Source organism: Ancylobacter polymorphus, assembly GCF_030813495.1.
Lineage (GTDB): Bacteria > Pseudomonadota > Alphaproteobacteria > Rhizobiales > Xanthobacteraceae > Ancylobacter > Ancylobacter polymorphus.
In genome coordinates this window covers 158,266-181,938 of the sequence record NZ_JAUSUI010000001.1, presented here as the reverse complement: position 1 = coordinate 181,938, position 23,673 = coordinate 158,266, and the positions used below count along the sequence as shown (strand labels likewise).

Annotated in this window: 18 protein-coding genes and 3 pseudogenes; 14 read left to right on the top strand and 7 right to left on the bottom strand. The window is 68.3% G+C overall.

Features of this window, described 5'->3' with window-relative positions:
- Positions 1-2 precede the first annotated feature (2 nt).
- The 4 genes from J2S75_RS01010 to J2S75_RS00995 are packed head-to-tail and all read left to right on the top strand — an operon-like array spanning position 3 to position 4,539.
- Entirely contained in the window at positions 3-905 is a 903-nt protein-coding gene (locus J2S75_RS01010; RefSeq protein ID WP_307017359.1) for an ABC transporter substrate-binding protein, read from the top strand.
- Positions 898-2,871 (top strand): Fe(3+)-hydroxamate ABC transporter permease FhuB, encoded by a 1,974-nt coding sequence (gene fhuB, locus J2S75_RS01005; protein WP_307017357.1) that lies wholly within the window; start codon positions 898-900, stop codon positions 2,869-2,871. The genes J2S75_RS01010 and fhuB overlap by 8 nt, the downstream gene beginning before the upstream one ends.
- On the top strand, positions 2,868-3,767 hold the full coding sequence (locus J2S75_RS01000) for an alpha/beta hydrolase (protein WP_307017356.1): 900 nt from the start codon (positions 2,868-2,870) through the stop codon (positions 3,765-3,767). Before fhuB ends, J2S75_RS01000 begins: the two co-directional genes overlap by 4 nt.
- Complete coding sequence (locus J2S75_RS00995) at positions 3,757-4,539, top strand: ATP-binding cassette domain-containing protein (RefSeq protein ID WP_307017354.1); 783 nt, start codon at positions 3,757-3,759, stop codon at positions 4,537-4,539. The genes J2S75_RS01000 and J2S75_RS00995 overlap by 11 nt, the downstream gene beginning before the upstream one ends.
- Before the next feature lie 84 nt (positions 4,540-4,623).
- Here the strand turns inward: J2S75_RS00995 and J2S75_RS00990 are convergent, their stop codons facing one another.
- On the bottom strand, positions 4,624-5,577 hold the full coding sequence (locus J2S75_RS00990; RefSeq protein WP_307017352.1) for a LysR family transcriptional regulator: 954 nt from the start codon (positions 5,575-5,577) through the stop codon (positions 4,624-4,626).
- Positions 5,578-5,671: 94 nt separating this feature from the next.
- Here J2S75_RS00990 and cuyA point away from each other — a divergent pair, with 94 nt between their 5' ends.
- The 7 genes from cuyA (at position 5,672) to hisD (ending at position 12,710) form a co-directional block, all read left to right on the top strand.
- On the top strand, positions 5,672-6,694 hold the full coding sequence (cuyA, locus tag J2S75_RS00985) for a D-cysteate sulfo-lyase (RefSeq protein ID WP_307017350.1): 1,023 nt from the start codon (positions 5,672-5,674) through the stop codon (positions 6,692-6,694).
- A gap of 3 nt (positions 6,695-6,697) precedes the next feature.
- Positions 6,698-7,906, top strand: a complete 1,209-nt coding sequence (locus tag J2S75_RS00980; RefSeq protein ID WP_307017348.1) for a DegT/DnrJ/EryC1/StrS family aminotransferase — start codon at positions 6,698-6,700, stop codon at positions 7,904-7,906.
- On the top strand, positions 7,906-8,604 hold the full coding sequence (gene cuyB, locus J2S75_RS00975) for a cysteate racemase (RefSeq protein WP_307017346.1): 699 nt from the start codon (positions 7,906-7,908) through the stop codon (positions 8,602-8,604). The genes J2S75_RS00980 and cuyB overlap by 1 nt, the downstream gene beginning before the upstream one ends.
- A gap of 60 nt (positions 8,605-8,664) precedes the next feature.
- Positions 8,665-9,657: a taurine ABC transporter substrate-binding protein gene (gene tauA, locus J2S75_RS00970; protein ID WP_307017344.1), complete on the top strand. Its 993-nt coding sequence runs from the start codon at positions 8,665-8,667 to the stop codon at positions 9,655-9,657.
- 61 nt (positions 9,658-9,718) lie between these two features.
- Positions 9,719-10,507 (top strand): taurine ABC transporter ATP-binding protein, encoded by a 789-nt coding sequence (locus J2S75_RS00965; RefSeq protein WP_307017342.1) that lies wholly within the window; start codon positions 9,719-9,721, stop codon positions 10,505-10,507.
- Positions 10,504-11,391 (top strand): ABC transporter permease subunit, encoded by an 888-nt coding sequence (locus J2S75_RS00960; RefSeq protein ID WP_307017340.1) that lies wholly within the window; start codon positions 10,504-10,506, stop codon positions 11,389-11,391. Before J2S75_RS00965 ends, J2S75_RS00960 begins: the two co-directional genes overlap by 4 nt.
- Positions 11,392-11,399: 8 nt before the next feature.
- A complete protein-coding gene (hisD, locus tag J2S75_RS00955) occupies positions 11,400-12,710 on the top strand; it encodes a histidinol dehydrogenase (RefSeq protein WP_307017337.1) in 1,311 nt (436 codons plus the stop codon).
- 498 nt (positions 12,711-13,208) lie between these two features.
- Here hisD and J2S75_RS00950 read toward each other — a convergent pair whose 3' ends face one another.
- From J2S75_RS00950 to J2S75_RS00945, 3 genes and pseudogenes are all read right to left on the bottom strand, one after another.
- Positions 13,209-15,497, bottom strand: a complete 2,289-nt coding sequence (locus J2S75_RS00950; RefSeq protein ID WP_307017335.1) for an autotransporter outer membrane beta-barrel domain-containing protein — start codon at positions 15,495-15,497, stop codon at positions 13,209-13,211.
- 27 nt (positions 15,498-15,524) lie between these two features.
- Positions 15,525-15,593: pseudogene (locus J2S75_RS22445) on the bottom strand (hypothetical protein); the annotation flags it as partial.
- Between the two features lie 3 nt (positions 15,594-15,596).
- Entirely contained in the window at positions 15,597-17,000 is a 1,404-nt protein-coding gene (locus J2S75_RS00945) for a hypothetical protein (RefSeq protein WP_307017334.1), read from the bottom strand.
- 320 nt (positions 17,001-17,320) lie between these two features.
- Between J2S75_RS00945 and J2S75_RS00940 the strand changes: the two are divergent.
- Positions 17,321-17,643 (top strand): annotated as a pseudogene (locus J2S75_RS00940) (transposase); the annotation flags it as partial.
- Here the strand turns inward: J2S75_RS00940 and J2S75_RS00935 are convergent.
- The 3 genes and pseudogenes from J2S75_RS00935 to J2S75_RS00925 form a co-directional block, all read right to left on the bottom strand.
- Positions 17,639-17,806: pseudogene (locus J2S75_RS00935) on the bottom strand (transposase); the annotation flags it as partial. The pseudogenes J2S75_RS00940 and J2S75_RS00935 sit on opposite strands and share 5 nt — an antisense overlap.
- A 375-nt stretch (positions 17,807-18,181) precedes the next feature.
- Positions 18,182-19,540 (bottom strand): sigma-54-dependent transcriptional regulator, encoded by a 1,359-nt coding sequence (locus J2S75_RS00930; protein WP_307017332.1) that lies wholly within the window; start codon positions 19,538-19,540, stop codon positions 18,182-18,184.
- Positions 19,540-21,378, bottom strand: a complete 1,839-nt coding sequence (locus J2S75_RS00925) for a sensor histidine kinase (RefSeq protein WP_307017330.1) — start codon at positions 21,376-21,378, stop codon at positions 19,540-19,542. Before J2S75_RS00925 ends, J2S75_RS00930 begins: the two co-directional genes overlap by 1 nt.
- A 260-nt stretch (positions 21,379-21,638) precedes the next feature.
- Between J2S75_RS00925 and J2S75_RS00920 the strand changes: the two genes are divergently transcribed.
- Together J2S75_RS00920 and J2S75_RS00915 are read left to right on the top strand one after the other, a co-directional pair.
- Positions 21,639-23,018 carry a dicarboxylate/amino acid:cation symporter gene (locus tag J2S75_RS00920; protein ID WP_307017328.1) on the top strand — a complete coding sequence of 460 codons (1,380 nt, stop codon included), beginning with the start codon at positions 21,639-21,641 and terminating at the stop codon, positions 23,016-23,018.
- 513 nt (positions 23,019-23,531) lie between these two features.
- The gene (locus tag J2S75_RS00915) at positions 23,532-23,657 is read left to right on the top strand and encodes a hypothetical protein (RefSeq protein ID WP_307017326.1); all 126 of its coding nucleotides are present in this window, start codon (positions 23,532-23,534) and stop codon (positions 23,655-23,657) included.
- Positions 23,658-23,673 lie beyond the last annotated feature (16 nt).

The window sequence follows — 23,673 nt, the reverse complement described above, 5'->3', positions numbered from 1 at the left end:
CCGTGCCCGCCTCCGCTCACCGCCTGACGCGGCGGGGCCTGCTGGCCGCTGCCGCGTCCTGCGCCGTGCTGGTGCCCGGTCCATCGCGCGCGGGTGCCGCGCCGGCGCGGGTCGTCTCGCTCGATTACGGCCTCGCCGAAACCCTGCTGCCGCTGGGCGTGCCGCCGATCGCCATCGCCGAAGCGGATCAATGGGCAACCTGGGTGGTCGAGCCGGCGATGCCGCCCGGCGTGGTCAATCTCGGTGCCGCGCAGGAGGCCAATCTCGAACTCCTGCACGCGCTGAAGCCCGAGCTGATCCTCACCACCCCCTATCTCGCGCCCCTTGGCCCGGTGCTGGCGCGCATCGCCCGCACCGAGAGCTTCGCGATCTATACGCCCGAGCCCGGCACGCCCTATCCCCGCAGTGTCGACGCCACGCGGCGGCTCGGCGGCATGATCGGGCGGGAGAGCCAGGCGCAGGAGTTGATCAATGCCAGTGCCGCACGGATGGCCGCGACCCGCGCGGCGCTGGCCTCCCATGCCGGCACCCCGGTCTTTCTCGTCAGCTTCATGGATACCCGCCATGTCCGCGTCTATGGCGCGAAAAGCCTGTTCGACGACGTGATGACGCTGTGCGGCCTCGCCAATGCCTGGCGGGGCGAGGTCAATTACTGGGGCTTCGCCACCGTCGGCATCGAGCAGCTGGCCCGGGCGCCGGAGGCGCGGCTGATCTATGTCGAGCCGATCGCGGCCGATGTGCTGGCGGCGCTGGCCCGCTCGCCGCTGTGGAACAGTCTCGGTTTCGTGCGGGCGGGGCGGGTGCATGCCATGCCACCGGCGCTGATGTTCGGCATGCTGCCTTCCGCCATGCGCTTCGCCGGGCTGCTCGGGCAGACCCTTGCCGGAGCGCCCGCGCATGGGTGAGCGCCTGCGGCTTGGTCCCGGTTCCCTTGTCGGCGGGCTGGCGCTCGCCGCTCTCGGCATGAGCGTGGCGACGCTCGCGCTGCGGCTGCCGCCAGCCCTCTGGATCGATGCCCTCGCAAGCCCCGATCCCTCGGATGTGCGCCAGATGCTGGTGCGCTACAGCTTTGCCCCGCGCCTTGCCACCAGCCTGCTGTGCGGCGGTGCCCTCGGACTGGCCGGCGCGCTGCTGCAGCTGGCATTGCGCAATCCGCTGGCCTCGCCGACCACGCTCGGCGTTTCCGCCGGCGCCAATCTCGCCCTTGCCATGGCGATGCTCTGGGCGCCGGGGCTGCTGGCGGTGGGGCGGGAATGGACCGCGATGGCCGGCGGGCTGGTGGCCGCGCTGCTCGTGCTCGGCCTGTCCTGGCGCCGGCGGCTCTCCCCGCTCACCGTGGTGCTGGCGGGCATGGTGGTGAGCCTCTACTGCGGCGCGCTGGCGGCGATGCTGGCGCTGTTCAACAGCCATTACCTCGCCGGCCTGTTCATCTGGGGCGGCGGCTCGTTGAGCCAGCAGGACTGGACGATTGCGCAGTTCCTCACGCCCCGGCTGGCGCTGGCCCTGCTGGGTGCCGCGCTGCTGGTGCGCCCTCTCACCCTGCTGACGCTGGAGGACGATCAGGCCAAGGGCCTCGGCCTGTCCGTGCCGCTGATCCGGCTCGCCGCACTGGCCCTCGCTGTCGCCCTGACCGGGCTGGTGGTCGGCACGGTCGGCGTCATTGGCTTCATCGGCCTGGCGGCACCGGCGCTGGTCACCGTCGCCGGCGCCCGCCGCGTCGCCGCGCGCCTCCTCTGGTCGACCCTGCTCGGCGCCGTGCTGCTGTGGCTCACCGACCAGAGCGTGCAGCGTCTGGCCGGCGATTTCGCCGAAATGCTGCCGACCGGCGCGATCACCGCCCTGATCGGCTCGCCGCTGCTGCTATGGCTGATTCCCCGCCTGCGGTTGACGCTGCAACCGCCCACGGGGCTGGGCGAGGCGGCCGCCCGCGCCCGCCGGCCGCTGCTGATCCTCGCCGCGCTCACGCTGCTGCTGGTCGCGCTGGTCGGGCTGTCGCTCGCCGTCGGCTACGGGCTGGAGGGCTGGAGCGTCAGCGGCGACCTCGCGGAATGGCGCTGGCCACGGGCATTCGCGGCTCTCGCCGCCGGCATCCTGCTGGCCTGCGCCGGCGGCACGCTGCAGCGCATGACCGGCAACCCGATGGCGAGCCCGGAAGTGCTGGGGGTGAGCGCGGGTGCCGCCTTCGGGCTCATCATCGCCATATTCGCGCTCAACGAGATCGGCCGCGCCGCGCAGCTCGGCGCCGCCACTCTGGGCGCGCTGCTGGCCCTGCTGGCGATGCTCGCTCTGGCGCGCGGCAGCGCGGCGGCACCGGAACGGGTGCTGCTGGTCGGCATCGCGCTGGGGGCGATGTTCGATGCGCTGGTCACGGCGCTGATGGCGGGCGGCGACCCCCGCGCCCTGCAATTGCTGAACTGGATGACCGGCTCGACCTATGCGGCGACCGCGACCGATGCCGGGGTGGCGCTGGTGGCGGCGTTCGCGAGCCTTGCCGCCCTGCCGCTGCTGGCGCGCTGGCTCGATATCGTCCCGCTCGGCGGGGCGATCTCCGGCGCGCTCGGCCTGCCCCCGCGCCGCAGCAACCGCGTGCTTCTCGTCGCCACGGCGGCGATGACGGCGGTGGCGACGCTGGTGATCGGCCCGCTGACCTTTGTCGGGCTGATGGCCCCGCATCTGGCGCGGTTTCTCGGGCTGCAGCGCGCACTGCCCCAGCTGGTCGCGGCGGCCCTGATCGGCGGCATTCTCATGGTGGCGGCGGACTGGTTCGGCCGCACGGCCGCCTTCCCCTGGCAAATCCCGGCGGGCCTGACCGCCACCTTCATCGGCTGCCCTGCCCTCATGTGGCTGCTGGCACGGAGACAACGCGCATGAAGCTTGAGACCGCGACGGAGACCACGACGCCCGCCCGCATCCCCGGCACGGTTCAGTTCGACCTCGCCTCGCGCGAAGGCGGCGCGCCGCACCGCATCTTTCTCTACACCCCGCCGGGCGAGCCGCCCGCCGAGGGCTGGCCGGTGCTGTATCTGCTCGACGGCAATGCGGTCATCGCCACTGCGGTAGAGGCCTTGCGGGCGCAGGCGCCCTATACGCTCGGCACCGGGATCACCTTCGGGGTGATCGTCGCCATCGGCTATCCCACCGAGGAGGCCTATGACAGCCTGCGCCGCTCCTGGGATCTCGGCCCGCCGCCCGGCCAGACCTACCCGCCCTTTTTCGAGGGCGGCCCGCCGGTGCGGACCGGCGGCGCGGACACGTTCTTCGCTTTCATCGAAAACGAGGTGAAGCCCGAGATCGCCCGCCGCGTGCCTGTCGATGTGCGCCGGCAGTCGATCTTCGGCCATTCCTTTGGCGGGCTGTTCGTGCTGCATACGCTATTCCAGCAGCCCGCCGCCTTCTCCGGCTGGATTTCCGCCAGCCCGGCGATCTGGTGGGAGGGCGCGGGTATCGTCGACCGGGCGCAGGCCTTCGTCGCGGCGGGACAGGGCGGGGCACGGCGGGGCGACGGGCGCCTGCTGCTGCTGGTCGGCGAATATGAGCAGCAGCTCGCTCCGTTCCAGATCGGGGCCGAGGACGCTGAAAAGCGCCTTGCCAGCTTCCTGGAGAGCCGGATCGTCGACCATACGCGGGAGATGGCGGAGCGGCTGGCACCAGTGCCCGGCCTGACGACCGCCTACCAGTTCCTGCCCGGCGAGACGCATATGTCGGTGCTGCCGGCCTCGATCAACCACGCGCTGCGCGTCGCGTTCGGGGCGAACCATGCCGGATGAGGCGCCGCTGTTCGAGATCGACGGGGCCCGCTTCACGGCGGGCGGCCATACGCTTCTCGGCCCGCTCAGCCTTTCCATCCCCGGCGGCACATTTGTCGCGCTGATCGGCCATAATGGCTCCGGCAAGTCCACCCTGCTGAAGATCCTGGCGCGCCAGCAGCCCGGCGAGGGAGCGATCCGGTTCCGCGGCCGGGCGCTGGCGGACTGGGGCGACCGCGCCTTCGCTCGCGAGTTGGCCTATCTCCCGCAGGTCACGCCGACCGGCTCCGGCCTGCTGGTGCGGGAACTGGTGGCGCTCGGCCGCTATCCCTGGCACGGCGCGCTCGGGCGCTTCGGTGCCGCCGACCGGGCCAAGGTGGCGGAGGCACTCGCCCTGACCGGCCTCGACCCGCTCGCCGAACGGATGGTCGACACGCTGTCGGGCGGCGAGCGCCAGCGCGCCTGGATCGCCATGCTGGTGGCGCAGGACGCCAACAGCCTCCTGCTGGACGAGCCCATCTCCGCGCTCGACATCGCCCACCAGATCGAAATCCTCAACATGATCAAGGATCTCGCGCACCGGCGCGGCATCGGCGTGCTGGCGGTGCTGCATGACGTCAATATGGCGGCACGGTTCTGCGACCACATCATCGCGCTGCAGGGCGGCCGGCTAATCGCGCAGGGTCCGCCCGCCGAGATCCTGCAGCCAGGCCCGCTGGAAGCGATCTACGGCATACCGATGGGGGTCATGACCGCGCCGGACGACGGCCTGTCCTTCTGCTATGCGCGCTGAACGCGGGTTCGGCCTCGCCCGACTGGGCGCCCGAGCGGACCTTATCCGGGTCAGTTCCGCCCCCTGCCCCGCGGCTGCGGCCGTTCACCTCCGCGCGATGTCGCGCCCTGATGCCCCTGCGGGATCAGCCGCGCCCATGCGGCACAATTGCTCCCAGACCGTGGCCTCGACGGGGGTGGCCTGGTCGGCCAGCCGCACCGCGGTGACATCGAGATCGCAATAGGGAAGGCTTGCCGAGAGATCGGCGAGGTCGCCGGCGTCGATGCGGGCGCGCGCAAGTGTCGCCGGCACCCAGGCCACGCCTATGCCGTTCGCCGCCAGTTCCAGCGCCGCGAGGGTCAGCTCCGTCTCCACGGTCGGCACCATATGGCTCGCCCCCTGGATGGCGGGCAGCACGATCTGGTCCATGACCTCGCCGAGAAACACGTCCGGGGGATAGGCGATGAAGGGCAGTTCGCCATGGGCGAAGCGGGCATTGAGCCGCGCCACATGGGCGCGGGCGAAGACCGGGATGAGCCGGTCGCGGCCGATAATCGCTGTCTCGATATAGGTGGCGGCGATCGGATGTTCCTCGCCGAGGCGCCGATACACCACGGCAATATCGGCCTGCCGCGACAGCACGAAGGCGAAGCACTCGTCGAGATTGGCCGATTTCAGCTTGAGGAAGATGTCGGCGTTCTCCGACTGGATCGTGTTGATGAAGCGCGGCGCCCAGGAGGCGGTGAGGGCGTGCTGGCTGGCGAGCACCAGACGGTTGCCGGCGGTGCGGTCGCCACGGCGCAGATCGTCGGTCAGCTGCCGCAAGGTGCGGGCGAGGCGGGCGATCTGGTCGCGCTGCTCGGCGGTGGTGGGACGCAGCTGCACCGGCTTGCGCGAGCGGTCGAACAGCGGCACCCCGACGTGATCCTCGATGTGCTGCACCCGGCGTGAAAACGCCGATTGCGTCAGGCGCCGGCGCTCCGCCGCCTCGCTGAACGATCCGGTCTCCGCGACCGCGAGAATATCCTCCAGCCATTCCAGCCGCACCGGCGCCTCCAAACATGCATCTCATGCATCTTATGTGGAGAATTTCGCATTGGAAACCGGCCGAGCGATCTGCAACCATCGAAATACGCAAGTTGAGGATCGTCCCATGCACTTCGCCCGCTTCCCCCGCATCCGTCTCGCCCACCTGCCGACGCCGCTGGAGCGGCTCGACCGCCTGAGCCGGGAACTGGGCGGACCGGAGATCTGGATCAAGCGTGACGACTGCACCGGCCTCTCCACCGGCGGCAACAAGACGCGCAAGCTGGAATTCCTCATGGCCGAAGCGGTAGCGGAAGGCGCGGATATGGTAATGACGCAGGGCGCCACCCAGTCCAACCATGCGCGCCAGACCGCCGCCTTCGCCGCCCGCCTCGGCCTTGGCTGCCATCTGCTGCTGGAAGACCGGACCGGCTCCAACGACCGCAACTACAAGACCAATGGCAATGTGCTGCTCGATCATCTGCATGGTGCGACGACCGAGACCCGCCCGGGCGGCGTCGACATGAATGCGGAGATGGAGACGGTGGCCGGGCGCCTGCGCGCCGAGGGGCGCAAGGTCTATACCATTCCCGGTGGCGGCTCGAACCCGACCGGCGCGCTCGGCTACGCCAATTGCGCGCTGGAACTGATCGGGCAGGCCAATGATATCGGCCTCGCCATCGACCATATCGTCACCGCCACCGGCAGCGCCGGCACCCAGGCGGGGCTGATCGTCGGCCTCAAAGCCATTCATGCCCATGTGCCGCTGCTCGGCATCGGGGTGCGGGCGCCGAAGGCGAAGCAGGAAGAGAACGTCTTCGCGCTGGCCGAACGCACCGCCGCCAAGCTCGGCTGCCCCGGTGTCGTGCAGCGCGAGGATGTGGTGGCGGACTGCAACTATGTCGGCCGAGGGTATGGCATACCCGGCCCGGATACGCTGGAAGCCATCCGCCTGTTCGCCGAACTGGAAGGCATCCTCCTCGACCCGGTCTATTCCGGCAAGGGCGCCGCCGGCCTCATCGATTATGTCCGCAAGGGCATCTTTAAGAAGGGCGAGCGCATCGTCTTTCTCCACACCGGCGGCTCGGCGGCGCTGTTCGGCTATGACGCCTGCTTCGCCGACGACCAGCCCGCGCACGCGATGGCCTGACCCATGCGACCGCCCCGCTTCACCGGCAGTTTCACCCAGCAACCGCCGATCCCCGAAGACGCCATTGCCGCCGCCGAGGCGGTGATGCGATCGGGGCGGCTCCACCGCTACAATGTCGCCCCCGGCGAAATGTCGGAGACGGCGCGGCTGGAGGAGGAATTCGCCCGATGGCAGGGCGCGCGCTATTGCCTCGCCGTCGCCTCCGGCGGGCAGGCGATGCAGATCGCGCTGCGCGCCGCCGGAGTGAAGCCGGGCGAGCGCGTGCTCACCAATGCCTTCACCCTGGCGCCGGTGCCGGGCGCGATTGCCGGGATTGGCGCGTTGCCGGTTCTGGTGGAAACGACGGACGACCTCGTCATCGACCTCGACGACCTCGCCGCCAAGGCGCGTTTCTCCGGCGCCGGTGTCCTGCTGCTGTCGCATATGCGCGGTCATATCGCCGATATGGACCGGATCGAGGCAGTGGCCCGCGCGCACGGGCTGCGCATCATCGAGGACTGCGCCCACACCATGGGCGCGCGCTGGAACGGACGGAAATCGGGTTCGTTCGGCCTCGCCGGCTGCTTCAGCACCCAGACCTACAAGCATCTGAATTCCGGCGAGGGCGGGCTGCTGACCACGGACGACGCCGACCTCATGGCGCGGGCCGTGATCCTGTCCGGCTCCTACATGCTCTATGAGCGGCACGGCGCGGCGCCGCCGGCCGAGGCCTTTGCCGAGGTGAGGCTCGACACGCCCAACATGTCGGCGCGCATGGACAATCTGCGCGCCGCCCTGCTCCGCCCTCAGCTGGCGCGGATCGAAGGCAATCTTGCCGGCTGGAACGAGCGCCATGACCGGATCGCGGCGCGGCTCGCCACCCACCCGGCGGTGCGGATGCCCTCACGCCCGCCGCAGGAAAGCTATGTCGGCTCCTCGATCCAGTTCCGCGTGCCGGCGCTGTCCGCTGCGGGCTGCACGACACTTCTTTCGGCAGCGGCCGAACGGGGCGTGGAGCTGAAATGGTTCGGGGCGGCCGAGCCGGCCGGCTTCACCTCGGCGCACACCTCGTGGCGCTACATCGCCCGGCACGAGCTGCCGCAGAGCGAGCGCGTGCTCGCAACCCTGTTCGACATGCGCATTCCCCTCACCTTCTCTCTCGACGATTGCGACCTCATCGCCATCCATATTCTGGGTGCGCTGGACGCGACGCTGGCGGAGGGGGGCCGCTGATGCCGCGCCGGGTCGGAATTCTCGGCGGCATGGGCCCGCAGGCGACAGTGCTGTTGATGAGCAGGATCATCGCGGCGGTGCCGGCGGCGGATGATCGTGACCATGTTCCGCTCATCGTCGACCAGAACCCGCAGGTGCCCTCCCGCATCGCCCGGCTGATCGAAGGTACCGGCGAAGACCCCGCGCCCGTGCTGGCGGCGATGGCGCGGCGGCTGGAGGCGGCCGGTGCCGAGGCGCTGGCCATGCCCTGCAATACCGCGCACCATTTCGCCCCGGCGATTGCGGCGGCGGTGACGATACCCCTGCTCGACATGGTGACGCTCTCCGTCGCCCATGCGGCGCGGCTTGCCGGGCCCGACGGGCGGATCGGCGTGCTCGCCTCGCCAGCGCTGCGCCGCATCGGCCTGTTTGACGGCCGGCTGGCGCAAGCGGGGCTGACGGCGGTTTACCCCGACGACGAAGCCGCGCTGCTCGGCGCCATTCGCCGCATCAAGGCGGGGGATGCCGACGCCGAGGCGCGCGCGGCCTTGCAACGCGCTTCCGCGCAGCTCGTGGCGGCCGGCGTCGCCACGCAGATGATCGCCTGCACCGAATTCTCGCTCATCGCCGACAGCACCGCCGAAGGCGCCCGCGCCTTCGACACGCTGGATGTGCTGGTGGGCGCCATCGTCGATGTCTCGCTCGCGCGGGATGCCTGAACTTACGGGCCCACAGAAGGCCCGGCAACCACGACCGACCTGACAGAGGAGTTAACGGACATGAGCAAGACCATGCGGGGCCTGATGGCGGGCACCGTCGCCCTCATTCTTTCCGCCGGCTCCGCCTTTGCGGAGAAGATCGTCATCGGCCATTTCGGCAATCCGACGCCGATGCAGGTGGCGCGGGCCGAGGGCCTGTTCGAGAAGGCCACCGGCTGGGAGATCGAATGGCGCAAATTCGCCTCCGGCGCCGAGATCATCGCCGCCATGGCCTCCGGCGACGTCAAGGTGTCGGAGCTCGGCTCCTCGCCGATGACCATCGCCATGAGCCAGGGCGTGGACATCCAGATGTTCATGCTCGCCATCGTCATCGGCAAGGCCGAGAGCCTGATCGCCCGCGACGGCACCGGCATCGCCAGCGTCGCCGACCTGAAGGGCAAGCGCGTCGCCGTGCCGATCGGCTCCACCGCCCACTTCTCGCTGATGGGCGCGCTCCAGCATGAGAAGGTGCCGGTGAACGAGGTCACCATCATGGGCATGCCGCCGGATCAGATCGCCGCGGCCTGGGAACAGGGTGCCATCGACGCCGCCTTCATCTGGGAGCCGGCGCAGAGCCGCATCATAAAGACAGGCAAGCGCATTCTCGGCGCCGACACGACCGCCGCCTGGGGCTTCCCCACCTTTGACGGCTGGGTGGTGAACAAGGAGTTCGCCGCCGCCCATGCCAAGGAAATGGCGGCCTTCGCCAAGGTGGCGGACGAGGCCAATGCGGCCTATCTCGCCAACCCGGCCGCCTGGAACGCGACCAGCCCGCAGGTGCTGACCATCGCCAAGATGACGGGCGCCGCACCGGCGGAAATCCCGGACTCGCTGGAAGGCTATACGTTCGTCCCGCTCAAGGAGCAGCTGAGCGACAAATGGCTCGGCAGCGCCCCGGCGACGCTGAAGTCGACCGCCGAGTTCCTCAAGAGCGCCGGCCGCATCGAGAAGGTGGCGGAGAGCTACGCCCCCTTCGTCAACACCTCCATCGCCAAGGCCGCCACGGCCAAGTGAGGCCCCGCATTGCGCCGGGTGGGCGGTCCCGCCGCCCGCCCGGCGTTCCGGAGGACATGCAATGGTGCTCATCGTCGACGACGTGTCCGTCGTCTACCCCGCGGCCAATGGCCGACCGCCGGTCGAGGCGCTGCGCAAGATCGACCTGACGATGGACCGCAACGATTTCGTTGTCGCCCTCGGCGCGTCGGGCTGTGGCAAGTCGACCCTTCTCAACCTGCTGGCCGGCTTCCTCTCGCCCAGTTCCGGCTCCATCCGGCTCGACGGCGCCGCCGTCACCGGGCCGGGCGCCGACCGCTCGGTGGTGTTCCAGAAGCACGCGCTGATGCCCTGGCTGAATGTGCGCGACAATGTGGCCTTCGGCCTGAAGATGCAGGACGTGCCGCCGCGCGAGCGCTACGCCACGGCGGAAAAATACATCGCGCTTCTGGGGCTGGACGGCTTCCAGGGCTCGCCGGTCTACCAGCTCTCCGGCGGCATGCAGCAGCGTGTCGGCATTGCCCGCGCGCTCACCTGCGATCCCCGCGTGCTGTTGATGGACGAGCCGCTCGGCGCGCTCGACGCGCTGACCCGCGAGAAGGCGCAGCAGCTGATCCTGCGTGTGTGGAACAGCACCGGCAAGGCGGTGTTCTTCATCACCCATGATGTTGAGGAAGCGCTGTTCATGGGCACGCGACTCATCGTCATGTCGCCGCGCCCGGGCCGCATCGCCCATCGCTTCGACCTGCCCTTCTCCCGGCGCTTCCTTGACGGGGCGTCCGCGCGGGAGGTGAAGGCCTCCCCCGATTTCATCGCCCTGCGCGAACAGGTGCTGGGCATCATCTTTGCCGACGAGGAAGCCGCCGCATGAGCCCCGTCGATCACATCGGCCCCGTCGAACAAAATCCGCGCCCGCGGCTCGCCTCCCGGCTGGCGAGGCTGGCGCGCGGCCGCTCGGTCAGGCCCGGCCAGGCGTACGGCGTGCCGGGCGACGGCGACACGCTGTGGCTGTCGCTGCTTTCCATCGCGCTGCTGCTTCTCCTGTGGTGGCTCGTCACCGCCATGGGCTGGGTCAAGCCGCTGTTTCTGCCCTCGCCGGGCGCGGTGGTGCAGAAATTCATGGATATCGCCCGCGACGGTTTCACCAACACGCCCTTCTGGCAGCACATCGCGATATCCGCCGCGCGGGTGTTCGGCGCTTTCCTGCTCGCCTGCGTCATCGGCATTCCGCTCGGGCTGGCCATGGGCATGAGCCCGGCCATGCGCGGCATCCTCGACCCGCCGATCGAGTTCTACCGGCCTATTCCGCCGCTCGCCTATCTGCCGCTGATGATCATCTGGTTCGGCATCGGCGAATTGTCCAAGGTGCTGCTCATCTTCCTCAGCGTCTTCGCCCCGGTGGCGCTCGGCGCGCGGGCGGGGGTGAAATCGGCGGCGATCGAGCAGATCCACGCCGCCTATTCCTTCGGTGCTTCGCGTTGGAAGGTGCTGCGTTATGTGATCCTGCCGGCCTCGCTGCCGGAAATCCTCACCGCCATGCGGATCGGCATCGGCTTCGGCTGGACCACGCTGGTGGCCGCCGAAATGATCGCGGCGACGGAGGGGCTTGGCTATATGGTGCTCTCCGCCAGCCAGTTCCTGCAAACCTCCACCGTCATCATGGGCATCGTCGTCATCGCGGCGATCGCCTACCTCTTCGACATGCTGATGCGCCTGATCGAGCGCCGTATTGTGCCCTGGAAGGGCAAGATGTGAGCCCTGCCATGACCGTGACCTATCTCAAGAAAGCCACCCGCACCGCCCATTCCGACGAAGGCGACGTGCGCGAGGCCGTGGCCGCCCTGCTCGCCGCCATCGACGCGGAGGGCGAGGACGCCGTGCGCCGCTTCTCCCGCGAATTCGACAAATGGGAGGGTGAGATCGTCCTCTCGCCCGAGGCACGCCAGGCCGCCATTGCCCGTGTGCCTGAGAAGACCAAGGACGACATACGCTTCGCCCATGCCAACATCGCCCGCTTCGCCGAGGCGCAGAAGGCAACGGTGCTTGATTGCAGCGTCGAGGTGATCCCCGGCCTGATGGCCGGGCAGAAGCAGATTCCGGTGGAGGCGGCCGGCTGTTACGTCCCCGGCGGACGCTATGCCCATATCGCCAGCGCGATCATGACCATCACCACGGCGCGGGTAGCCGGCGTGCGCCATATCGTGGCCTGTTCGCCGCCCCGGCCGGGGGACGGCATTCCGCCCGAGATCGTCTTCGCCATGGATCTGTGCGGGGCGGACGTGATCCTCAACCTCGGCGGCGTGCAGGGCGTGGCGGCGATGGCCAACGGCCTGTTCGGCCTGCCGAAGGCCGACGTGCTCGCCGGACCCGGCAACCAGTATGTCGCCGAGGCCAAGCGCATTCTTTACGGCCGCGTCGGCATCGACATGTTCGCCGGGCCGACCGACAGCATGATCCTCGCCGACGCCACTGCGGATGCCGAGTTCATCGCCAATGACCTGATCGGCCAGGCCGAACACGGCTACAACTCGCCGGTATGGCTGGCGACGACCTCGGCCGCCCTCGCCGAGGCGGTGATGGCGCGCGTGCCCGCTCTCATCGAGGCGCTGCCGGAGCCGAACCGTTCCAGCGCCCGCGCCGCCTGGGCGGACTATGCCGAGGTGATGCTGTGCGAGGATGCCGAGGAGATGGCCGCCGTCGCCGACCGCTACGCTCCCGAGCACCTGCACGTGCAGGCGGCGGACCTCGACTGGTGGCTCGGTCGCCTTCAGGCCTATGGCTCGCTGTTCCTCGGCGAAGAGACGACCGTGGCCTTTGGCGACAAGACCTCCGGCCCCAACCATGTGCTGCCCACCTCAGGCGCGGCGCGCTACACGGGCGGGTTGTCGGTGCATAAATTCATGAAGACGGTCACCTGGCAGCGCGCCACTCGCGCGGCGGCGCGCGAACTGGGCGTGGTCACGGCCCGCATTTCGCGCAAGGAAGGCATGGAAGGCCATGCCCGTAGCGCCGATGTGCGCCTCGCCCGCTTCTTTCCCGGCGAGACCTTCGACCTCGCGCCGGCGGAGGAGTGAGGGGAACGCTCCCGCCGCAGAGGAACGGCCGGAAGTACCGCCTTCGGCGAGCGCCCCTCGGCGTCGCTGGGCTCGTGACGAATGGAGTGAAGGGCTCGGCCGAGCGAACTGAACGCATCTTCGCGTTAAAGCGATCATGTCCTTTGCAGCTGACCGCTGGCCAGCCTGGCGCGCCGATATGGGCGGCGCAGTCAGGCCGCCATGTTCGGCAGGGCGGGGACGTCGGGATCATCGCTGATCGGCGCGATGGTTTCCGGGGTCATGTAGCGGGAGCGCTGGTGAGACGTTGTGCTGGAGCGGCAAGGAATGCCTCCAGCAGGTCGCGTTTCCCACGCCCGTACATCTGCCGCTTCACCCGCTTCAGCGCGGGATCTGGGCCTCGGTCTGTCCACCAAGATGGCCCGCGTCGCGCCCTCAATGGCAGGGCGCGATCAGAGCGTCGTCTTCGGGCAGAGGGCGACAAAGAGCCCAGTTCCAGGGCGCCTTGCCGAACCCTCCTCAGAACTTGAGGGCGAACTGGGCGGTGAAGGCGCTCTGGGAGGCCGAGGACGCATATTGACCGGAATAGCTGGCCGACAGCACCGCCATGTCCGACAGGGTGTAACCGATCCCCGCCTGCAGCAGCATCGAATCCTCCGCGATGGGAACGCCCCCCACCTGGAACGGCAGATCGCCAGCGCTGAACATCATGGTCGCAGCCGGTGTCGTGTCCCCAAAAGCGTGCTGCCAGCCGAGCGTCAGGTTCGGCGTCAGCACGTGACCCTGGACTTCCACCGTCGTCGCCACCCGCAGACCGACAGTCGTGTAGGTGGTTTCCATGGAGTTCGTAGACACGGCCAGTGCGGCTGCGCCTCCGGTCTCGTTGAAACGCGCTCCGTCGATGCTGAGATACGCCGCGCCGACAAAAGGTTCCATCTCCACGGCCCCGAAGGTCATGGAGTAGCCGAGTTCGCCGAAAAGCTGCAGGCTTCCGTTGGAATAATCGGCGTTCAGCGCCTCGGCAAAGCCGGGAAACACCGCCATGCGATCGACGGTCGCGTCATGCCAGGAATAGGCGAGGCCGCCGCTCACCGCGAGCGCATCGAACCGGGCGCCCGCGTAAAGGCCGAGATCGTAATTGTCGATGTCGCCCGAGGACGACCTCGCATCGACGTTGAAAGTGGATCGGCTGTAGCCGCCGAACAGGCCGGCGCGGGCATTGTCGGCCACCGCCACATCCGCGCCCATGAGGAAACCGCCGATCGTGTTGGAGACGGAGGCGACGTCGCTGTTGCCGGACGTATCGCCCCAGCCGCCATAGCCCTGCGCCCACAGTGTGGGGGCGTAGTCCACGCCGAGCCGGGCCGTGGCCGGCGCCGCGACCGCATAGGCCAGCGGTCCGGCCGCCGGCGCGGTCACGGACTGGCGCAGGCGCGCGCCGACGGCTTCGCGTACATAGACCGATTGCTGCTGGATGACCGTCGCGGCGGAGGCATAGACCTCGCCGGAGAGCGCATTGTACGCCCCGGCGACCGCACGCTCTGGAAGCCCGAGGATGGCGTCATAGACCTCGTTGCCGAGCCCCAGCGCCTGTGCCGCCACCGCGACACCGGCCTGGTTCGGCGTCCGGGCAAAGGAGGCGAACGGCACGTCGCTGTTGAAAAGGGTCAGATAGACGTTCTGGGAGTCGTAACTGAGCAAGGGAACGAGAAACGCATAGTCCGAGGTGACAGTGCCGAAAGTGCCGTCCACCGTCGCCTCGGTGGAGAGGATAGTATAGGTGGTGTGCCAGTCATAGGCGCCCGGCGCGGCCAGCACCTCGACGGAAGCGCCACCCGAGAGGGTGATCGTGCCGGTCGCGGCGATGAGGTCATGCTGGCCATCGGCTGCCGTGTCCACCCGGTAGGTGGCCCCGTCGCTGAACGTAACGGCACCGTTGACGGCAAGAGTGCCGGGCGAGTTTCCGGGCGCCACCACGCCGCCGGCCTTTACCGCGAGACCGCCTATAGTGCCATTTCCGCCGAGCAGGCCGCCATTCTCCAGCGTCACCAGCCCGGTCAGAGTGCCCCCTTCCACCTGAAGGGTTCCTCCCGAGAACACGCTTACCGCCCCACCCAGCACGCCAGCGGAGGTGCCGTTGTCCGAACTCACGGAAAGCACGCCGGCGAGAACCTGAGTGCTGCCGTCGAACATGCTGCTGTCGCCGGTGAGGGTGAGCGTGCCAGCGCCCTGTTTGGTAAGAGCGCCGACGCCCTGAAGGGTCGCATCGGCCTCCACATCATGACCATTGGTATCGATAAAGGCGCCGCCGGCCTCGATCTGGATGTCACCTGCGGCGAAGCCGGAGAGGAAGTCCACCTCGTCGTCGGTTGCCTTCAGCACGCCGCCGTTAAAATTGAGCGTGGCGGTGCCCGCTCCCTTGACCACCTTGCCCGTGGCCAGCACGCCCCGCCCGTCCGCGTCGCCATCGAGATTCAGCGTGCCGGATGAATTCGCCTCGTTGCCGATGAAGGTCTTCGCGCTGCTGACCTCGCCGCCATCCTCGATGGTGAGCGTGCCGCTGCCGAACTGGCCGACATAGAGGTATTCGATTCCCGTGTTCCAGAGCGACTCCGCGCCCGTCACCGTAGCTGTGCCGGACGAGCCGGCGTTGTAGCCGACGACCCCGGCGCCGCTTTCCACGGTACCGCCGTCTTCGATATTGAGCGTGCCATTGCCCTCATAGCCGACGCCCAGGATGGCACCGCCAAGATTCCAGGTCGAACTGGCCCCGGTGACGGTCACGGTGCCGGTCGAGTCGGTTCCCACGGCAATATTGCTGTAGCCGCTCGTGACCTTGCCGCCCTCCTCAATGTCGAGTGTGCCGGTGCCGGAATAGCCGACGCTGAGGGAGTGGGAGCCAATATCCTAGGTCGAATCCTCCCCGGTCACGGTCGCGGTGCTGGTGGAGCCGATGTTATAGCCGATGAAGCTGTCGCCGCTCGTGACCTTGCCGCCGGCCTCGACAGCCAGGGTTCCACCGCTGGAGAAGCCGACATAAAGGGCGTTGGCGCCGAGATCCCAGGTCGAACTCTCGCCTGTCACCGTCGCGGTGCCTGTGGAGCCGCTGTTGTAGCCGATGGAGCTCTCGGCGCTCGTGACCTTGCCGCCGGCCTCGATATTCAGCGTGCCGGTGCCGTTGAGCCCGATGAAAAGGCTCGAACTGCCCGTGCTCCAGCTGGAATCCGTACCCGTGACCGTCGCCGTTCCGGTGGAAAGTGCATTCAGCCCGAGATAGCCATTGCCGCTGCTTACCGCGCCACCCGCCGACACCGTCATCTCGCCGACACCGGAACCGCCGACGACGAAATCGTTGCTGTTGGTCCATAGTGAGTTCGCGTCCGTCACCGTGACGCTGCCATTGGAGCCGGTGTTGGCGCCGATATAGGCATAGCTGCTGGAGGCGGTCGCGCCGCTCTTGAGGGTGAGCGTCCCGGTAGATCCGCCATTGGAGCTGACATAGGCGTTGACGGTCGACACGTGGCCGGTGTCCTCAACCGTCAGCGTGCCGGTGCCACCATAGCCGACGTGGAGTTCTGCCGTGTTAGTCCACGTCGAACTCATGCCTGTCACCGTGGCGGTGCCGAGGGAACCGGCACTGACGCCCATATAGCCGATACCGGTGCTCACCTGGCCGCCGGCCATCACGTTCAGCGTGCCGGTGCCGGACTGGCCGATGCCGAGCTCGGTAGTGGCCGTCCAGGTTGAGTTGGGGCCTGTCACCGTCAACGTTCCGGCCGAATCCGAACCGGCGCCGACGATGCCCGTCGATCCAGTCAGAGCCCCGCCCGCCTCGACATTCACGGTTCCCGTACCGGCATAGCCGACATAGAGGGTGGTGGTGACGGTCCAAATGGAATCCGTGCCCGTGACCGTGGCCGTGCCCTGCGAGTCGGCGAGAACGCCAACATAGCCGTAGGTAAAGCTCGCCTCTGCGCCGGCGGAAACCGTGAGGGTCCCCTGGCCGCCTTGGCCGATGCCGAGTTCGCCTGGCGCGATCCAGGAGGCGCCGGCCCCATTTACCACCACCGTGCCGGACGAACCGGTCTGAGCGCCGAGATAACCATTCGCGCTCGTGACGTTGCCGCCGTCTTCAATGTTGAGCGTGCCCGTTCCGGTGTCACCGACGGTGAGCGATCCCGTGATGTCCCAAGGCGAGGATTGCGCGGGGCTTGGCACCGTGACCGTGGTGCCGCCGTCAATGATCTCGTTTGCGGCAATGGCCGGCAGCATGGACGCCAGCAGGGCGCCGAGGGATACCGTCGCGCGCATTCGGGCAGCGGTGGACCCCGAACGCCAAGTCCGACCGACCGGTCCGCCGGACATCGCAGGGCCGGGCGAAAGCCGGCAACCCTTTTCTGTAGCCATGAAACCCCGGCGATGTTGAGTTCTGTCACGCGCGGCAATATTTGGACTATTCTGTCCGAAATTGACATTTACGTCTACCTTATTACCTCCCGCCGGACCGCGCCAGATTGATGCAGGACGGCCCGGATCGCGGCAGATTCTAGGGTCTCTTTCACGTTATCGAACCCTTGCTCCTGGGGATGACACTGAAAGCGACGCCACAATGGTAGCCGCGCCCGCAGCTAATGGGGCGGAATCAGACTTCAGGCCGGAAGATCACAGCCGCGGTCGATGGCGGCAGACTTTCTTCGGAGGGGCGCGCGATGCTTCTGGCTACCGCCGCGCGCCGGATCGGCGCGATCCGACACGCATCCTGCATCCGCTCTCGCGCATTGCGCTGGCACGGATCCTCGCCATTGCCTGCGGCGAGGAGGATGCCGACGATCTCGATATCGACGACACGGTCGATGTCGTCCATGGCAACCAGCAACTCTCATGGTTCAACGCCCATCACGACGAGCGCTGCCTGCTGCCAATCCATGTCTGCGACACCGCGACGTCCCGGCCTCCGAGGGGCCGATGTCCATGCCGAGTACCTCGCAGCGGCCGTCGGTGTTCACGCCGACCGCGACAATCTCCGCCACCCAGACGATCCGCCCGTTCCGGCGGACCTTCAGGAAGCTCGCGTCGATCCACAGACAGGGCCGATCGCCTTCGAGCGGGCGATCGAGTATGCCTTTGAGAACGCACTAAAAGGCCTGTCCATTTCTTCGAAACAGATCGCTACAGAGCGTCAGCGTATTTCCAATGCACTTAAGACTCACGATTTAATCCAAGTCGCATGCGATTGCGGCTTCATACTTTCAAATGAGGAAGACGCAGTTCTCGGCGCTTTGTCGGAAATCGGGAGATGGGCGGGACAAACACCCGCTCACGCCGCGTGTTTTGATCGCCTGATCAAAGAACTGGAAATCTCCTTGCCGCCCAAGCCGGCGCGCAGATCCGTATTGGTGATATTGCCCTCAGCCCACACCTGAGCACCTCCTTGGGCGCGGGAACACCCGGAGCGGGCACCGGTCGAAGGCCGGGCCGAAACTCCCCCTCGCCTATCCCCTCTCCGCGTCCGGCTCGGCTTCCCGCCGATAGGTGGACTGGTCGATGCCGTGGCGGCGCAGCTTGTCGTAGAGCGTCTTGCGCGGAATGCCGAGGCGCTTCAGCGTCGCCTGAATGTCGCCGCGCGTCGCGGCGAGGGCGTCGCGGATCTGCGCCGCCTCATACGCCTCCACCCGCTCGGGCAGGCTGGCGCCGGCCTCCTCTTCCGCCGCCATCGCCGCCGGCGCCGGCTCGACCAGGCCGAGCGCCACCCGTTCGACGTAATGGACCAGCTCGCGCACATTGCCGGGCCAGTCATGGGAGGCGAGATGCGCGCGGATCGCAGGCGTCACCATCGGCACCGGGCGGCGGAAGCGTTTGGCGGAACGGGCGAGAAAATGCCCGAACAGCAGCGCGATGTCGGCCCGGCGCTCGCGCAGCGGGGGAATGCGCACGGTGGCGACATGCAGGCGGTAATACAGGTCCTCGCGGAATCCGCCCCGCCGCACCAGTTCGAGCAGGTCGATCTTCGAGGCCGCCACCACGCGGATATCGACCTTGCGCACCTCATTGGTGCCGAGCGGGGCGATCTCGCGCGCTTCCAGCACGCGCAGCAGCTTCACCTGCAACGCCGGCGACATCGCCTCGATCTCGTCGAGAAACAGCGTGCCGCCATGGGCATGTTCCATGCGCCCGATGCGCTTCTTGACCGCGCCGGTAAAGGAGCCGGGCTCGTGGCCGAACAACTCGCTCTCGATCACCGTTTCCGGCACCGCGCCGCAATTGACCGCGACGAGCGGGCGGGCGGCGCGCCGGCTCCAGCGGTGGAGCGCCTGCGCCACCACTTCCTTGCCGGTGCCGGTCTCGCCTTCCACCAGCACATCGACATCGGCATCGGCGAGCTGGCGCACCGTCTGCCGCAGCCTTTCCATGGCGGGCGTGGTGCCGAGCAGCGGCATGTCCGCGCTCGCCTCCTCCGCCGCCTGCCGCAAGGCGCGGTTGTCGAGCACGAGGCGGCGCTTTTCCAGGGCATGGCGCACCGTGCCGAGCAGCCGGTCGAGCGGATAGGGCTTGGCGATGAAATCATACGCCCCCTCGCGCATCGCCTCGACCGCCATGGTGATGTCGCCATGGCCGGTGATGAGGATCACCGGCAGGTCCGGGTCCATGCGCTTGAGCCGGCGGAACAGTTCGAGCCCGTCCATGCCGGGCATGCGCACATCGCTCACCACCACGCCGGTGAAGGCGGCGTCGAGCCCGTCGAGCGCGGCGGCGGCGGAGGCATAGGCCACGACCTCATGGCCGGCGAGCATCAGCGCCTGCATATTGGCGGCGCGCAGCGTCGCGTCGTCGTCGATGAAGGCCACATCCATCACGGCACCCGCGGCAGGCTGAGAGTGAACACCGCCCCGTCCTGATTGGCGGCGGCAAGCGTGCCGCCGAATTCGGCGACGATGTCGTGCGAAATCACCAGCCCGAGGCCGAGCCCCGCCGGCTTGGTGGTGGTGAAGGGAATGAACAGCGTGTCCAGCACCGCCGTCGGCAGGCCGGGTCCGTTATCGGCGAGGGTGAGCAGCACCCGCTCGCCCTCCGCCCGCGCCGCGAGCCGCACCCGGCCGCCGGGACGGCTGGCCAGCGCCTCCAGCGCGTTCTGCAGCAGATTGACCAGCACCTGTTCCAGCCGCACCCGCTCGGCGCGGACGTGGAAGTCCTCCGGCCCCATGTCGAGTTCCAGCGCCACCTCCTGCTCCTTCAGCCGGTAGCCGACGAGCAGCAGCGCCCCCTCCACCGCCGCACGCAGCGACACCGGACCGAGCGGACCCGGGGCCTTGCGCGCGAAGCTGCGGAGTTCGCCGGTGATGGCGCCGATCCGCTCGGTGAGGCCGACAATGGTGGCGAGATTGCCGGAGACGCTGCCCGTGTCGCCGCGCCCCAGCAGCATCGCCCCGCTTTCGGCGAAGGTGCGGATCGCCGCCACCGGCTGGTTCACCTCATGCGCGACGCTGGCGGCGATCTGGCCGAGCACGGCGAGCTTGCTGGCCTGCACCAGCTCATCCTGCAGCCCCTGCAGCGCGGCTTGCGCGTGCTGGCGCTGGTCCATTTCCTCGCGCAGCCGGTCATTGGCCGCGCTCAGTTCCAGCGTGCGCGCCTCCACCCGCCGCTCCAGTTCGCGCCGCGCCCGGCTCTCGCGCCGGCGCTTGCGTAGCGCCTGCCGGCGACGCGCCCCGATGAGCGCCAGCCCGCCCATCAGCAGCGCGCCGGCGAGCACGGCGAGCACCCGCGCGGCGGCGATGCTCACCTCGGCGGCGGCGGTGATCGGGCTGAGCACATGCAGCGTCCAGCCGGTGGTGGGCACCGGCGCCGCCGCCTCGACAAAGGTCTGCGCCGCGCCGCCGTCCGGCATCGTCACGCGGACGCGGTCGTCGCCCTCGGCGGTGATCGGCAGCGGACTGAGTGCGGCGTCGCCGAATTGCAGGCTGGCGCGAATGCGCGCCCGTTCGGCCTCGGGGATCAGCGCAGTGGCGCGAAACTCCCAGCCGGGCACGCTCGTCACCAGCACGATCTGGCGCGTGTCGGTGACGAAGATCGGACTATCGAGCCGGCGCCATTCCGCTTCCACCTCGGCGAACACCGCCTTGACCACGATGACGCCGATCAGCCCCGCCGGGCTGTCGATGCGCCGCGCGAGATAAAGGCCCGGCTGACGGCTCACCGTGCCGAAGGCGAAGTGTTCGGCCTCCCCTTCCGCCAGCGCCTGTCGGAAATAGGGCCGGAACGCATAGTCACTGCCGACGAAGGAGGTCGGGTCGCGGTAATTGCTCGCAGCCACAGCGACGCCCTGCCGGTCGAGCAGATAGATCACGCTGGCGCGTGTGCCGGCGGCGAGCGCCTCGAACTTCGCGTCGAGCGCGCGCAGCACCGCCGGGTCGCGCCGCGTCAGGGCCGTGCGCACATCAGGATCCTGTGCCAGCACCACCGGCAGGGAGCGCTGCTTCTCGATCTCGCTGCGCAGCATCGCCGCCCGCAGCCCGGCGGCCGCCTCCGCCTCCCGGCTCAACTGCGCCATAACCCAGGCCTCGGCGCCGCGCCGCGCCATCTGGTCGAGCGCCGCCAGCAGGGCCAGCGCGGCAAGGAGCGGCACGAGGGTACCCGTGCGTCCCCGGCGCCGGAGCCAGAGGCGCAGACGGATCAGGCCGGGGATAGACCGCACACGGCGCCTCCTGTGCGGAAATTCGCACGAACTGCCCGCTGATTTGTGTGACATTTCGCACAATCTGTCGAGGGCCTGCGGAATCCGCGCCGACACCCTCCTATTTTTCAATGACTTAAGCGCCAGGTCGGGCATGAGCCCCCTCTGGCACGGCGCTTGCGGAACGGAGGCCGCGGCACGTCTGCCGCGTCCCATCCAACCCCGGCTTCACACGCCGCCCGCATTACGAGGCGCCGAAGGGGCCAACCGCAGGAAGCGCCATGAATCACGCCCTCGCCCCGACCTCGGTGAAAGCCGCACCGCGTCCGTTCTACCGCCAGCTTTACGTCCAGGTGCTGGTCGCCATCGCCGCCGGCATCGCGCTCGGTCATTTCTACCCGAGCCTCGGCGCCGACATGAAGCCGCTGGGTGATGCCTTCATCAAGCTGGTGAAGATGGTGATCGCCCCGGTGATCTTCCTCACCGTCGCCACCGGCATCGCCAATATGCGCGATCTCGGCAAGGTCGGGCGCGTCGCCGGCAAGGCGATGCTCTACTTCCTCACCTTCTCGACGCTCGCCCTCGTCATCGGCCTCATCGTCGCCAATGTGGTGCGCCCCGGCGCCGGACTGAACATCGACCCCGCCTCGCTCGACGCCAAGGCGGTCGCCGACTACGCCGCCAAAGCGCATGAGCAGACGCTGGTGGGCTTTCTCAGCAACATCATCCCCTCCACGCCGGTGAACGCTTTCGCTTCGGGCGACATCCTGCAGGTGCTGTTCTTCGCCGTGCTGTTCGGCATCGCCATGGCCGGCGTCGGCCCGCGCGCCGAACCGCTGATGCATGTGCTGAACTCAGCCTCGCAGATTTTCTTCCGGCTGGTGGAGATTCTCATGAAGGCGGCGCCGGTCGGCGCGTTCGGCGCGATGGCGTTCACCATCGGCAAATACGGCATCGGCTCGGTCGCCCATCTCGCCATGCTGGTCGGCACCTTCTACCTCACCAGCCTGCTGTTCGTGTTCGTCGTGCTGGGCGCGGTGGCGCGCTATAACGGCTTCTCCATCCTCGCGCTCATCCGCTATCTCAAGGAAGAGCTGCTGCTGGTGCTCGGCACCTCTTCCTCGGAGGCGGCGCTGCCCAGCCTGATGGAGAAGATGGAGCAGGCCGGCTGCCGCAAATCCGTGGTCGGTCTCGTCATCCCCACCGGCTATTCCTTCAATCTCGACGGCACCAACATCTACATGACGCTGGCGGCGCTGTTCATCGCCCAGGCCACCGGCATCGAACTGAGCCTCACCGACCAGATCGTGCTGCTGCTGGTGGCCATGCTCTCCTCCAAGGGCGCGGCGGGCATCACCGGCGCCGGCTTCATTACCCTGGCGGCGACCCTCTCCGTGGTTCCGGCCGTTCCCGTCGCGGGCATGGCGCTGATCCTCGGCATCGATCGCTTCATGTCCGAATGCCGGGCGCTGACCAATTTCATCGGCAACGCCACGGCCACCGTGGTGGTGGCGCGCTGGGAGGGAGAACTCGACCGTGAGCGCCTCGACGCGGCGCTGGCGGGTCGGCCGATGGACCTGCCGACCGAGGAGGAGGAAGAAGACCTGCGCGCACCCCACGCCGCCTTCCCCCGCGCGCCGCTTCCCGCCGCCGCCGAATAGCGGCCCGCGCGCGCCAAACCGCGGCCGGGCCCGGCAATCGCCATCGTTCAAGGGCCCGGCCGCAGGATGGCACACCAGACGGCAGGCGCTCACGAAGGTGTTATTAATACATAATACCCAAAAGCCGCGCCCTCCTCTTATCATCTGAGTGCCCGTTCATGGGCTCAGCAACAAAACGGAGGACGTTCGAGATGGAAAGCCAGGCCGTTAAGTGGGGTCTGCTTGCTGCAACGGTCGCGACGGCAGGCGCGGCGATCATGACGGCATTCTAGTCGTTTCAGCATTGCGCCGGCCGTCACCCTTCCGTTTGGGAAGGCGCGCGGCCGGCGACCTTCCCGCCAGAGCGACGGCCGAGACGACACCCGCTCCGCCTTATTGGTGACGCAATGCGACGTTACGTCATCAGGTGCCGCCAGTGCGGCCAGCCCCATCACCCTGATGCCGGGCTTTTCACCTGACATTGACGCACCAGCGTCAGCCGCCGGCCACAGGCCGCCGCGGCCAAGAGGATTTATGCGCAACTACACTTTCACCCCGCCCACGCCCGCCATCATCCGCTCCAGCCCGGAGTGGAAGCCGGAGCCCTGCGGTCTCACGCGCGAGCAGATCCGCGCCATCATCATCGAACAGATCGGCTGAACCGCCAGCCCGCAGG

Excerpts from the sequence above, each read along its gene's own strand:
- cuyA (WP_307017350.1), top strand. The coding sequence starts at position 5,672 with ATGCACTTCGCCCGCTTCCCCCGCATCCGTCTCGCCCACCTGCCGACG.
- J2S75_RS01000 (WP_307017356.1), top strand. The coding sequence starts at position 2,868 with ATGAAGCTTGAGACCGCGACGGAGACCACGACGCCCGCCCGCATCCCC.
- J2S75_RS00915 (WP_307017326.1), top strand. The coding sequence starts at position 23,532 with ATGCGCAACTACACTTTCACCCCGCCCACGCCCGCCATCATCCGCTCC.
- hisD (WP_307017337.1), top strand. The coding sequence starts at position 11,400 with ATGACCGTGACCTATCTCAAGAAAGCCACCCGCACCGCCCATTCCGAC.
- tauA (WP_307017344.1), top strand. The coding sequence starts at position 8,665 with ATGAGCAAGACCATGCGGGGCCTGATGGCGGGCACCGTCGCCCTCATT.
- J2S75_RS00920 (WP_307017328.1), top strand. The coding sequence starts at position 21,639 with ATGAATCACGCCCTCGCCCCGACCTCGGTGAAAGCCGCACCGCGTCCG.
- J2S75_RS00960 (WP_307017340.1), top strand. The coding sequence starts at position 10,504 with ATGAGCCCCGTCGATCACATCGGCCCCGTCGAACAAAATCCGCGCCCG.
- cuyB (WP_307017346.1), top strand. The coding sequence starts at position 7,906 with ATGCCGCGCCGGGTCGGAATTCTCGGCGGCATGGGCCCGCAGGCGACA.
- J2S75_RS00945 (WP_307017334.1), bottom strand. The coding sequence starts at position 17,000 with ATGCGCGCGACGGTATCCCTCGGCGCCCTGCTGGCGTCCATGCTGCCG.
- fhuB (WP_307017357.1), top strand. The coding sequence starts at position 898 with ATGGGTGAGCGCCTGCGGCTTGGTCCCGGTTCCCTTGTCGGCGGGCTG.
- J2S75_RS00995 (WP_307017354.1), top strand. The coding sequence starts at position 3,757 with ATGCCGGATGAGGCGCCGCTGTTCGAGATCGACGGGGCCCGCTTCACG.
- J2S75_RS00930 (WP_307017332.1), bottom strand. The coding sequence starts at position 19,540 with ATGGATGTGGCCTTCATCGACGACGACGCGACGCTGCGCGCCGCCAAT.
- J2S75_RS00980 (WP_307017348.1), top strand. The coding sequence starts at position 6,698 with ATGCGACCGCCCCGCTTCACCGGCAGTTTCACCCAGCAACCGCCGATC.
- J2S75_RS00965 (WP_307017342.1), top strand. The coding sequence starts at position 9,719 with ATGGTGCTCATCGTCGACGACGTGTCCGTCGTCTACCCCGCGGCCAAT.